This is a genomic window from Klebsiella sp. BIGb0138, assembly GCF_004342285.1.
GTDB lineage: Bacteria > Pseudomonadota > Gammaproteobacteria > Enterobacterales > Enterobacteriaceae > Klebsiella.
Window position 1 is genome coordinate 68,290 of the sequence record NZ_SMCV01000013.1, and the last position, 12,648, is coordinate 80,937.

The following is a 12,648-nucleotide window of genomic DNA, read 5'->3' on the forward strand; positions in this document are numbered from 1 at the left end:
GATGAAGCGGCACCTGGTGATTATCGGCAACGGTATGGCGGCTACCCGGCTGGCGGAAACGCTGGTGGCGCGGGGGGAGGGGCGATTTCAGATAACCATCATCGGCGATGAACCGTACCCGGCCTATAACCGTATCCAGCTGTCGCCGGTGTTAGGCGGGGAAAAAACGCTGGACCAGACGCTGCTGCTGCCCGCCCGGTGGTATCAGCAGCACGACGTGACGGTGCGGCTTGGGGAGTCGGCGCGGGAGGTTGATGTCGAGGAACGCACTCTGCGCACGACCCGGGGCGAACTGCGCTGGGACGAGCTGATCTTCGCCACCGGCTCGCAGGCCTTCATTCCGCCGCTACCCGGAGCTGAGCTGCCGCACGTCTATGGCTTTCGTACCTTTAGCGACGTGGCCGCCATTCTGGCGACCGGCGGGCCGGCGGTGGTGATCGGCGGCGGGGTGCTGGGCGTCGAGGCGGCGGCGGCATTACAGCGCCAGGGTGACAAGGTGACGTTACTTCATCGCGGCGGCTGGCTGATGGAACAGCAAACCGATGAGTTTGCCGGGCAGCAGCTCCGGCAGCAGCTGGCAGAGCGGGGGATTGAGTGCGTGACGGGCTGCGCTATCGCCGCCATCCGCGAGCATGACGTCGTGCTGGAGGACGGCCGGACGTTTGCCGCCCGTCGCGTCGTGCTGGCGACCGGGGTACGCCCCCATATTCAGCTGGCGCAGCGCAGCGGCATAGCGTGCCGCCGCGGCATCGTCGTCGATCGCCAGATGGCGACCGCGCTGCCGGGAATCAGCGCCATTGGCGAATGTTGCGAAATTGACGGCCAGACCTGGGGACTGGTCGCCCCCTGCCTGCGTCAGGCCGAGGTACTGGCCGGGCGGCTATGCGGCACGCCGGACGAGGATTTTAGCTGGCAGGACAGCGGTACCCGCCTGAAGGTCACCGGCATTGCGCTGTTCAGCGCCGGTGAGCTGCAGGCGACGGAGCGGGATGAACTGTGGACCAGCTGGGATCCGCTGGCTCACCACTACCGTCGCTTGCTGGTCCGCGACGGCAAACTGCGCGGCGTTTTACTGTTTGGCGACTGCGCAAACGCGGCGCCGCTAACGGCTCAGCTGGGGGCCAATGCGCCGACAGACTGGCTTTTCGACCCTTCTTCAACGCAGCCACGCGCTGCAGGACAACCCACTATGACAAAACCTACTTTGGTGCTGGTCGGCCACGGCATGGTCGGCCACCATTTTCTTGAGCAATGCGTCAGCCGGAACCTGCATCAACAGTTTCGGATCGTGGTGTTTGGCGAAGAGCGCTATGCCGCCTACGACCGGGTGCATTTATCGGAATATTTTGCCGGCCGCAGCGCAGCCTCGCTGTCGCTGGTGGAGGGCGATTTCTTCAGCCAGCACGGGATTGAACTGCGTCTGTCTGCACCCGTCGCCGCCATTGACCGCGAGGCGCGGGTCGTCCGTGATGCTTATGGGCATGAGACGCACTGGGACAAGCTGGTGCTGGCGACCGGGTCATACCCCTTCGTGCCGCCGGTGCCGGGCCATGACCTGGACGGCTGCTTTGTCTACCGCACGCTGGACGACCTCGACCGCATTGCCGCCTGTGCCAGCACGGCAAAACGCGGGGTGGTGATTGGCGGCGGTCTGCTGGGACTGGAGGCCGCTAATGCGCTCAGGCAGCTGGGGCTCGAAACCCATGTGGTGGAATTTGCGCCGAACCTGATGGCGGTTCAGCTCGACGGACCGGGGGCGGCGATGCTGCGGGAAAAAATCAACGATATTGGCGTCGGGGTGCACACCAGCAAATCGACGCAGGCTATCGTGCGCCAGGCTGACGGCCTGGTGCTGAATTTTGCCGATGGCGAATCGCTGGCTACCGATATGGTGGTGTTCTCCGCCGGCATTCGCCCGCAGGATACGCTGGCGCGCGCCAGCGGGCTGGCGCTTGGCGAGCGCGGCGGGATCCGCATCGATAATCAGTGTCGGACCTCTGATCCGGACGTGCTGGCGATTGGCGAGTGCGCGCTGTGGGAGAACAAAATCTATGGCCTGGTGGCCCCGGGCTACCAGATGGCGAGAACGGCGGCGGCGGAACTGGCCGGGGATGAGGCGAGTTTCAGCGGGGCCGATATGAGTACCAGGCTGAAGCTGCTGGGTATCGATGTGGCCTCCTTCGGCGATGCGCAGGGGCGTACGCCCGGCTGCCAGAGCTATCAATGGACCCATGGCCCGGAACAAATCTACAAGAAAATCGTCGTCAGCCAGGATGGTAAAACGCTGCTGGGCGGCGTCCTGGTGGGCGACGCCAGCGATTATGCCACGCTGCTGCAGATGATGCTTAACGCGATGGCGCTGCCTGCGCGCCCGGAAAGCCTGATACTGCCCGCCCTGGAGGGGAGCGCGCCGAAAACGCTGGGGGTGGCGGCGCTGCCGGACAGCGCGCAGATCTGCTCGTGCCACAACGTCAGCAAAGGCGATATCTGTCAGGCGGTCAGCGCGGGCGCCGGCGATATCGCGGCGATAAAAAGCGGCACCAAAGCCGCGACCGGCTGCGGGGGATGCAGCGCCCTGGTCAAACAGGTCATGGAGTATCAACTTGCGGCGCAGGGCGTGGAGGTCAAAAAAGATATCTGCGAACACTTCCCGTGGTCGCGCCAGGAGATTTATCACCTGGTGCGGGTGAACCATATCCGCAGCTTTGAACAGCTGATTAGCCGCTATGGACAGGGGCACGGCTGCGAAATCTGTAAGCCGCTGGTGGCCTCAGTGCTGGCCTCCTGCTGGAATGAATATCTGCTCAAACCGGCGCATTTGCCGCTGCAGGATACCAACGATCGCTACTTCGCCAATATCCAGAAAGACGGCACCTATTCGGTCGTCCCGCGGATGGCGGCCGGGGAGGTGACCCCGGACGGGCTGATCGCCATCGGACAGATTGCTAAACGCTATCAGCTGTACAGTAAAATTACCGGCGGTCAGCGTATCGATCTGTTTGGCGCCCGGCTGGAGACGCTGCCGGCTATCTGGCGCGAACTGGCGGAAGCCGGTTTTGAAACCGGTCACGCCTACGGCAAATCGCTGCGCACGGTGAAATCCTGCGTCGGGTCGACCTGGTGTCGCTATGGCGTCCAGGATTCGACGGGGCTGGCGGTTACCCTCGAGCATCGCTACAAGGGGCTGCGGGCTCCGCATAAGATCAAAATGGCGGTCTCCGGCTGTACCCGCGAATGCGCCGAGGCTCAGGGGAAGGATATCGGGGTGATTGCCACCGAAAAAGGCTGGAATCTCTACGTTTGCGGCAACGGCGGCATGAAGCCGCGACATGCCGATCTGTTCGCCAGCGATCTGGATGAGGCGACGCTGATCCGCACCGTCGACCGCCTGCTGATGTTTTATATCCGCACCGCCGACCGTCTGCAGCGCACCAGCACCTGGATGGATAATCTCGAAGGCGGGCTCGACTATCTGCGTGAGGTGATCCTTGAAGACCGCCTCGGGATCGGCGAGGAGCTGGAGCAGGAGATGGCGCGGGTGGTGGCGAGCTACCAGTGCGAATGGCAGACCACTCTTAACGATCCGCAGCGGCTGGCGCTGTTCCGCTCCTATGTCAACAGCGAGCAGCCGGACGAAGCGGTGCAGCGGCAAACCTTACGCGGTCAGCCGCAGCTCATCGCCGCGTCCCCGAATCATGATGCCGCACCATCAAATCGCCCGTGGCAGGCCATTTGCGATCTTGAGTCGATTCCCGCGCAGGCAGGGATCGGCGCCCGGCTCGGCGAACGCCAGATTGCGCTGTTTCGCTTTGGCGAGCAGGTCTACGCCCTCGATAACCTGGAGCCGGGCAGCGAGGCCAACGTGCTGTCGCGCGGTATTCTGGGCGATGCCGGCGGCGAGCCGATTGTGATCTCCCCGCTGTATAAACACCGCATCCGCCTGCGCGATGGCCGCCCGTGTGACGGCGGTGAACCGGCGGTACGCGCCTGGCCGGTGAAGGTGGAAAACGGCAAGGTGTGGGTCGGCAACCAGGCGCTGCTGGCGCGGGCGGAGGCTTCCTGATGACGGAAACCCGGACCACGTGCCCCTACTGTGGGGTGGGCTGTGGCGTGCTGGCGCGCGTGGAGGCCGACGGTCAGGTCAGCGTTCGGGGCGATGAGCAGCATCCGGCGAACCTTGGTCGCCTGTGCGTTAAAGGCGCGGCGCTCGGGGAAACCACCGCTCTGGAAGGACGCCTGCTGACGCCTGAGCTGGATGGCGTGGCGGTCAGCTGGCCGCAGGCGCTGGCGGCTGCCGGTTCGCGGCTGCGGGAGATTATCGATCGGTACGGGCCGCAGGCGGTGGCGTTTTATGCCTCCGGTCAGCTGTTAACCGAGGACTATTACGCGGCGAATAAGCTGATGAAGGGGTTTATCGGCGCGGCCAATATCGATACCAACTCTCGACTGTGTATGTCCTCGGCGGTCACCGGCTACAAGCGCGCCTTCGGCGCCGATGTGGTGCCGTGCAGCTATGAGGATGTGGAAAACAGCGATCTGGTGGTGCTGGTGGGGTCGAACGCCGCCTGGGCCCATCCGGTGCTCTACCAGCGGCTGGTGCAGGCAAAGCGGGATAATCCGCAGCTGAAGGTGGTGGTGATTGACCCCCGGCGGACCGCCACCTGCGATATTGCCGATACCCATCTGGCGCTGGCGCCCGGCAGCGATGGCGGGCTGTTTGTCGGCTTACTCCACGCTATCGCCGGCGCGGGCGAGCTGACCCGCGGCTTTCGCGACCAGCAGCAGGCGCTGGCGGCGGCGGGGGAATGGAGCATCGACAAAGTGGCGGAGTTTTGCGGCCTTGAGGCGCATCAGGTTGCGGCGTTCTACCGCGACTTTATCGCCGCGCCGCGCGCCATCACCCTGTACACCATGGGGATCAATCAGTCGGCCAGCGGCAGCGACAAGTGCAATGCCATCATTAATGTCCATCTTGCCAGCGGCAAATATGGCCGCGCGGGCTGCGGGCCGTTTTCGCTGACCGGACAGCCAAATGCCATGGGCGGCCGTGAGGTGGGGGGGCTGGCGACGATGCTCGCCGCCCATATGAATTTTGAGCCGCAGGATCTGCAGCGCCTCGCGCGTTTCTGGGGTACCGAACGGCTGGCGCAGACGCCGGGGCTGACGGCGGTGGATCTGTTTGCCGCCATCGGTCGCGGCGAGGTGAAAGCGGTATGGATAATGGGGACCAATCCGGTGGTCTCTCTGCCGGACAGCCACGCGGTGAGCCAGGCGCTGGCCGCCTGCCCGCTGGTGATGGTCTCCGATGTTACCGCCGCAACGGATACCGGGCGTTTCGCGCATATTCGCTTTCCGGCGCTGGCGTGGGGCGAAAAAAACGGCACCGTGACCAATTCCGAGCGACGTATCTCCCGCCAGCGCAGCTTTCTACCGCCGCCGGGGGAGGCGAAAGCCGACTGGTGGATTATCTCCCGCGTCGCCCGACAGCTGGGCTTCGGCGCGGCCTTTGCCTGGCAGCACCCGCACGATGTGTTCAGCGAACATGCGGCGCTCTCGGGGTTTGAAAACCACGGCCAGCGGGCGTTTGATATCGGCGGGCTGGCGGAGCTCAGCCGCGAGGCGTGGGATCGGCTGGCGCCGGTACGCTGGCCGGTCAGCCGCAGCGGCGCGGAGCTCAATTTACAGCGAGGCTGGCATGGCGATGGCCAATTACGCATGGTGCCGGTAACCCCGCAGGGGACGCGGGCCGTACCCGATGCTTTTTACCCGCTGATCCTCAACAGCGGCCGCATCCGCGATCAATGGCACACCATGACCCGTACCGGCGCCGTTCCGCGTCTGATGCAGCATATCGCCGAACCGGTGGTGGAAGTCGCCCCCACGGACGCCCGGCGCCTGCAGCTGCAGGAGGGGGCGCTGGCGCGGATCTGGTCGCCTAACGGGGTGATGGTGGCTAAAGTGATCGTTGCCAGCGGACAGCGTCCCGGTTCGCTGTTTGTACCGATGCACTGGAATAATCAGTTTGCTCGCCAGGGGCGGGTAAACGACCTGCTGACCGCGGTGACCGATCCCTGGTCCGGGCAGCCGGAGAGCAAACAGGTGGCGGTGGCGATCGCGCCGTGGCGCCCCGCCTGGCAGGGGGAGCTGTTTTGTCGCCAGCCGGTTCCGCTGTCCGCCTCGGTCCACTGGCGGCGTCGGGCGGCGGCGGGAGTGAGCCATCTCTCTTTAGCCGGAGAGAAAAATCCACGCGAATGGCTCACCGCCTGGTGTCAGCAGCAGGGGTGGCAACTTCAGGTCGCGCAGGCTGGAGCGGTGTGGAACCTGCTGGCCTGGCGCCAGGGGACGCTGATGCTGGGCTGGTGGAGCGACGCCTGCGCACCGACGATCGACGCGGAGTGGATCGCCGACGCGTTTCGTACGCCGCCGCCAAACCCGGCGCTTCGTCACGCGCTGCTGAGCGGCAGGAAGGGCGGCGACGTCGTCCCGGCCGGGCGGATTATCTGTAGCTGCTTTAGCATCGGTGAACGGGCCATCAGCGAGGCTATCGCCGGCGGCTGTCGCACGCCAGGCGAGCTGGGGGCAGCGCTCAAATGCGGGACCAACTGCGGCTCCTGTATCCCGGAACTGAAGGCGCTGCTGGCGGAGAACAACGCGCGGGTGTAACGTTCGGTATATTCCTGGAATTGGCCCAAGGACTGCGGGGGCGGGCAAAAAACGGTAAACTTAGCGTTTGTGACCATTCGTCGTGAGTTAACGTAACCCATTTAATGTTTTTGTCGTCCCGCGTTATTCCAACCCTTCCCCTCCTCTTGCTGCTGGCAGGGGGACCCGTACGCGCCCTGCAGGACAGCAATGCGTTCAGTGAAAAACAGGCGGCGCTGCCGGATCTCGGTATCGCTCCGCAGGTTGACGACGACGCCCGGCATTTTGCCGAAATGGCCAAAAAATTTGGTGAGGCCAGTATGAGCGATAATGGCCTGACCACCGGTGAACAGGCGCGGATGTTGGCGATTGGCAAGCTTGGCAGCGAGGTGAGCCACCAGCTGGAAAGCTGGCTATCGCCGTGGGGCAACGCCAATGTCGATCTGCTGGTCGATAAAGCGGGTAACTTTACCGGCAGCAAAGGCAGCTGGTTTGTCCCGTTACAGGATAACGGCGATTATCTGACCTGGAATCAGTATTCGGTGACCCAGCGGGAAAAAGACCTGGTGGGGAATATCGGCCTGGGGCAGCGCTGGCGAATGGGGGAGTGGCTGCTTGGCTACAACTCGTTCTACGACAAAGTGCTGGACGAGAGCCTGGCGCGGGGTAGTCTCGGCGCCGAGGCGTGGGGCGAGTATTTGCGTCTGTCGGCCAACTATTACCATCCTCTGGGGAGCTGGCAACGCGGCGATAGCCTGACCCAGGAGCAGCGTATGGCGACCGGTTACGATGTCACCGCCCAGGCGCGACTGCCGTTCTACCAGCATATCAATACCAGCGTCAGCGTTGAGCAATATTTTGGCGATAGCGTCGATCTGTTCCACTCGGGTACCGGCTACCATAACCCGGTTGCGGTCTCGGTAGGGCTGAACTACACGCCGGTCCCGCTGGTGACGGTCACGGCCAAGCATAAGCAGGGTGAAAGCGGGCTGAGTCAGAACAACGTCGGTCTGAATTTGAATTACCGCTTTGGCGTGCCGCTCAAGCAGCAGCTGGCGGCCGATGAGGTGGCGATCAGCCGCTCTCTGCGCGGCAGCCGTTACGACAGCCCGGAACGCGATAATCTGCCGGTGGTCGAATATCGTCAGCGTAAATCGCTCTCGGTCTACCTGGCGACGCCGCCGTGGGATTTGCAGTCAGGGGAAACGGTACAGCTGAAGCTGCAAATTCGCAGTCTGCATGGCATAAAGTCGCTGAAATGGCAGGGCGATACCCGGCAGCTGAGCTTAACATCGCCGGTGGATGCCAATAGCCCGGACGGCTGGAGCGTGATTCTACCGGTGTGGAACAGCGAGCCGGGCGCAAGCAACGTGTGGCATCTGTCGGTGGTGGTGGAAGATAAAACGGGTCAGCGCGTCTCATCCAATGAGATCGCCCTGGCGCTGACCGAGCCGCTGGTAAAATTCTCGGCCGACGGCGTCACCTGGCAGGGGACGCCTTAGAAAATCCGCTCCTGATGTACCCATACCGCGGCTTCAACCCGCGATTTGAGCTTCATTTTCTTCAGCATATGCTTCACGTGCACCTTCACGGTACTTTCGGTGATCTCCAGACGACGGGCGATCATTTTGTTCGGCAGCCCCTGGGCAATCAGCTTGAGAATATCGCGCTCGCGCGGCGTTAGCTGGCTGATATCGCGATCGGAGGTGGCGCGGTTGGCGCGCAGGCTGGCCGCCAGCACCGGCGTTAAGGCTTCGCTGAGCACCATCTCGCCCGCGGCCGCCTGCTGCAGCGCTTTTAACAGATCTTCCGGCTCCATATCCTTCAGCAGGTAGCCGTCGGCGCCGCGTTTTAACGCCGTAACCACGTCCTCTTCGTGGTTGGAGACGCTGAAGACGACCACCCGGCCAGAGAGTGATTTCTCCCGCAGCTTATCGAGGGTCTCCAGCCCGTTCATCCCCGGCATGTTGAGATCCAGCAGGATCAGGTCGGGATCCAGCGTCTCCGCCAGCGCGATGCCTTGTTCGCCATTGCTGGCCTCGCCAATGACCTGAATATCATTGGCCATGCTAACGAGCTGTTTGACGCCGGTGCGCAGCATCGGGTGATCGTCAATGAGAAGGATGGTTGCCCGTTCCTGTTGACTCATAGGGTTCTCCTTATTGGATTGAAAACGTTTTTTCCGGGATAAAGGTGACGACCACTTCGCTGCCGCCCGTTTCCCGGCGACGGACCTGGCAGTCTCCGCGCAAACTCTGGGCGCGATCCCGCATAATGATTAAGCCGTAATGGTTACTGCGTTCAGCATGGTCCGGCACGCCGCGGCCGTTATCCGCCACCACCAGCCGGACCTGATTATCCCGCAGCGAGACGGTGACGGTGACTTCCGTTGCCTGCGCATGCTTTAACGCATTGCTCAGCGCCTCACGGGCGATTTGCAGCACGTGGATCGCCTGATGAGACGGGACAAAACGCGGCGGCAGCTGGTAATCCAGCTGTACCGTAAAGCCGAAATGCGCGCTATATTCCTGGCAGCTGGCTTCCAGCGCCGGGCGCAGCCCCGCTTCGGTTAACTGCAGCCGGAAGGTGGTCAGCAGCTCCCGCAGCTGCGCCCAGGAGGTGTTCAGCTCGTTGCGGATCTGGCCCAGCAGTTCGCGGCTCTCCGGCGGCAGATTTTCGCCCTGCATCTGCAGACAGCTGACCTGCATCTTCATGCAGGAGAGCGACTGGGCGATGGAATCGTGCAGTTCGCGGGCGATGGTCGCGCGTTCCTCCATCACGATCAGCTGCTGCTGATGCTCCTGATGTCTGTCCAGCGCGAGCGTGGAGGTCAGCTGTTCGACCAGGGTATCGACCAGCTGCTGCTGATCGTGGCTCAGGTGGCGACCCGCCGGCAGCGTGGCCAGCAGGATCCCATACTGATTGTGGGCATCGGACAGCCGCCATTTCAGCGTGGCGCCGGCGTCCGGCAGCGGCGGCAGATCGCGCGGGCAGAGATAGCAGCCTTTGTCATCGCACTGGATGTCCGAATGACAGGCAAACTCCTGGTGATTGTCTTCATCTTCGCAGTCATAAACCCGAACTTCGATATCACGCAGCAGGGTCAATCCCTGCAGGCCGTTGAGCACCGGCGAAATGCGCTCGCACAGCGGCGCGCTGGAGTGCAGGCGACGGTTAGCCTGCCACAAAAAGGCGAGGATTTCGTTTTTCTGCTCCAGCCCGGCGGTTTTCTCCTGCACCCGCCGTTCGAGCACGGAATAGCTTTCCGCCAGCTCTTCCGACATGTTATTCAGCGCCATACCGAGGCTGGCCATCTCATTGCGGCCGCTGATATGGACGCGCTGGGTAAAATCACGATGGCTGACCGCCCGAGCCATCGCCAGCAGCTGTTTCCACGGGCGCAACAGCCGCGCTCGCAGCCAGACGATGGTAAACAGGAACAGCAGCGCCATGCCGATAGCCATCACCCTCTGCAGCCAGACGACGTAGCGGATGCGCTGCTCGGTGGTATGGTCAAAAGAGGTGACCAGGTGGTCTATCCGATTGACAAAACCGGCGACATCGGTCGCCACGCTGGCCTGATTCTGCGCGCGCTTCATGCCCGGAGCCAGCTCCTGCTGCCAGTATTGCTGCAGGGATTTAAGCTGGTTCTGCTGGCCGTCCCTCAGGGCGGCATTTTGCAGCTCTTCGCTGAATACGGTGGCGGTCATCTCATCGAGTAATCTGCTGTCGCCCGCGTTAAGGGGGACGGCTGCCAGCAGACGATAGCTTTGCATCCTTAGCGACCCGGCTTTATTGATCGCATGGGCGCTGCCCTGCACGCCGTGCACCAGGCGGGCGGAGATACCGATGCCTGCTACGCCAATCGCCGTCGATAGCAGCACGATTAACGCCAGTTGATTGACCAACGTAAGCGGGGTAAAAAGACGTTTTAACATACAATGCGTGGCTCCTGACCGGCAAACCATCCGGGAGTGGCGACTATTCTCGGATATCCCATGGAGTATACCCATACCCATAAGGGATTACCCCTTAATTGTCGGTGGTGGGTAGTTGAGCAGGCGGCGATCGTCTAAACCCGGCAGCCATGTGAAAAACCACACTTTTTTTGGCGAAAAAGACTACTCACTTCGGATAATGATTTTTTTTTAAGCAATTTAATGACCCCTTTTCCTTTGATTTATATCAACTTACCGCCACCGGTAACCCCTAATGTAGCGGCAGGATATATGAATAATCAGAGGTATTTATGCGTCAATCTTCCCTACCGGAGAAGGCCAGTACTTCAGTCATTACCGACTGGCGTCCTGAAGATCCCGAGTTTTGGCAACAGCGCGGCCACCGCGTGGCGAGCCGAAATCTGTGGATCTCCGTTCCCTGTCTTTTGCTGGCGTTCTGCGTCTGGATGTTGTTCAGTGCGGTGGCGGTTAACCTGAATAAGGTCGGCTTTCAGTTTACCACTGACCAGCTGTTTATGCTGACGGCGCTCCCGGCGCTGTCGGGGGCGTTATTGCGCGTTCCTTATGCCTTTATGGTACCGCTGTTTGGCGGCCGTCGCTGGACCGCATTCAGTACCGGCATCATGATCGTACCTTGCGTATGGCTGGGCTTCGCGGTGCAGGATACCTCGACGCCGTTTAGCACCTTTGTCATTATCTCTTTGCTTTGCGGCTTTGCCGGGGCCAATTTTGCCTCCAGCATGGCCAACATCAGCTTCTTCTTCCCTAAGCAGAAGCAGGGGGGCGCTCTGGGCATTAACGGCGGCCTCGGCAACATGGGCGTCAGCGTGATGCAGCTGGTTGCGCCGCTGGTGGTTTCGCTGTCAATTTTTGCCGTCTTCGGCGGCACCGGCACCGTGCAGCCGGACGGCTCCGTTCTGTATCTGGAAAACGCCGCCTGGATTTGGGTACCGTTCCTGGTTGTTCTGACGCTGGCCGCGTGGTTCTTTATGAACGATCTCTCGGCCTCTAAAGCCTCGCTGAGCGAACAGCTGCCGGTCCTGAAACGCGCGCACCTGTGGATCATGGCCCTGCTGTATCTGGCGACCTTTGGTTCGTTTATTGGTTTCTCCGCGGGCTTCGCCATGCTGTCGAAAACCCAGTTCCCGGACGTCCAGATCCTGCATTTCGCCTTCTTCGGCCCGTTTATCGGCGCGCTGGCGCGTTCCATGGGCGGCGCTATCTCCGACCGTCTGGGCGGCACCCGCGTGACGCTGGTGAACTTCGTGGTCATGGCTATCTTCAGCGGCCTGCTGTTCCTGACCCTGCCGACGCATGGCGTGGGGGGGAATTTTACCGCCTTCTTCGGCGTGTTTATGGTGCTGTTCCTGACCGCCGGTCTGGGGAGCGCTTCAACCTTCCAGATGATTTCCGTCATCTTCCGTAAAATGACGCTGGATCGCGTCAAGGCGCAGGGAGGGAGCGAAGAGCAGGCGATGCGTGAAGCGGCGACCGATACGGCGGCAGCGCTGGGCTTTATCTCGGCGATTGGCGCCATCGGCGGCTTCTTTATCCCGAAAGCGTTCGGTATTTCGCTGGATCTGACCGGTTCTCCGGCCGGCGCGATGAAGGTTTTCTTCGTTTTTTACGTCGCCTGCGTGATCATTACCTGGGCGGTTTACGGGCGTAAACAGAACGCTTAAGCAGCACCCTTAGCCATATCAGGGCGCAATTTTTATTGCGCCCTTTTTTATCGCTTTAGCGCTGAATGCGATAAACGTTTTGCCCCATTAATCAGTCACCGCAGGCTCAGCGGGCAGCCGCCGACATGTAGCGAAATTATCTACCGACAAGGATATCTACCCCTTAATACCTTGGTGAGCCTCTAAGACGCATCTTATTTGCCGGTAATTTATAAAATTTCTTTAAAAACAAAATGATAAAAAATAGAAATCACTACCACTTCGGTGGTATTTGCTATTTCTCCCGCTTTTTATAAGCCATAGCGCATTGATCGTTATCAATTCTCGCCCTCTTTCATAGCGTTACCTTCGCTGCAAATCCAGCA

6 protein-coding genes are annotated in these 12,648 nt (G+C 61.5%); 4 read left to right on the forward strand and 2 right to left on the reverse strand.

The genetic code is table 11. The features are described from left to right. The first annotated feature begins 1 nt into the window (after position 1). From nirB to EDF73_RS23520, 3 genes are all read left to right on the forward strand, one after another. Entirely contained in the window at positions 2-4,063 is a 4,062-nt protein-coding gene (gene nirB / locus EDF73_RS23510) for a nitrite reductase large subunit NirB (RefSeq protein ID WP_132731424.1), read from the forward strand. After that, positions 4,063-6,663 (forward strand): nitrate reductase, encoded by a 2,601-nt coding sequence (locus EDF73_RS23515; protein ID WP_132731425.1) that lies wholly within the window; start codon positions 4,063-4,065, stop codon positions 6,661-6,663. The genes nirB and EDF73_RS23515 overlap by 1 nt, the downstream gene beginning before the upstream one ends. Before the next feature lie 104 nt (positions 6,664-6,767). After that, complete coding sequence (locus tag EDF73_RS23520; protein ID WP_132731426.1) at positions 6,768-8,144, forward strand: YchO/YchP family invasin; 1,377 nt, start codon at positions 6,768-6,770, stop codon at positions 8,142-8,144. Here EDF73_RS23520 and narL read toward each other — a convergent pair. Both narL and narX read right to left on the reverse strand, forming a co-directional pair. Further along, positions 8,141-8,791 (reverse strand): two-component system response regulator NarL, encoded by a 651-nt coding sequence (gene narL / locus EDF73_RS23525; RefSeq protein WP_132731427.1) that lies wholly within the window; start codon positions 8,789-8,791, stop codon positions 8,141-8,143. The two genes, EDF73_RS23520 and narL, sit on opposite strands and share 4 nt — an antisense overlap. Before the next feature lie 10 nt (positions 8,792-8,801). Further along, complete coding sequence (narX, locus tag EDF73_RS23530) at positions 8,802-10,580, reverse strand: nitrate/nitrite two-component system sensor histidine kinase NarX (RefSeq protein ID WP_132731428.1); 1,779 nt, start codon at positions 10,578-10,580, stop codon at positions 8,802-8,804. Between the two features lie 311 nt (positions 10,581-10,891). Between narX and EDF73_RS23535 the strand changes: the two genes are divergently transcribed. Continuing rightward, positions 10,892-12,283: a NarK family nitrate/nitrite MFS transporter gene (locus tag EDF73_RS23535; RefSeq protein ID WP_132731429.1), complete on the forward strand. Its 1,392-nt coding sequence runs from the start codon at positions 10,892-10,894 to the stop codon at positions 12,281-12,283. Positions 12,284-12,648: the final 365 nt, after the last annotated feature.

What these genes read in the sequence shown, in the direction of transcription:
- nirB (WP_132731424.1), top strand. Translation starts at nt 2, where the DNA reads ATGAAGCGGCACCTGGTGATTATCGGCAACGGTATGGCGGCTACCCGG.
- EDF73_RS23535 (WP_132731429.1), top strand. Translation starts at nt 10,892, where the DNA reads ATGCGTCAATCTTCCCTACCGGAGAAGGCCAGTACTTCAGTCATTACC.
- narX (WP_132731428.1), bottom strand. Translation starts at nt 10,580, where the DNA reads ATGTTAAAACGTCTTTTTACCCCGCTTACGTTGGTCAATCAACTGGCG.
- EDF73_RS23515 (WP_132731425.1), top strand. Translation starts at nt 4,063, where the DNA reads ATGACGGAAACCCGGACCACGTGCCCCTACTGTGGGGTGGGCTGTGGC.
- EDF73_RS23520 (WP_132731426.1), top strand. Translation starts at nt 6,768, where the DNA reads ATGTTTTTGTCGTCCCGCGTTATTCCAACCCTTCCCCTCCTCTTGCTG.
- narL (WP_132731427.1), bottom strand. Translation starts at nt 8,791, where the DNA reads ATGAGTCAACAGGAACGGGCAACCATCCTTCTCATTGACGATCACCCG.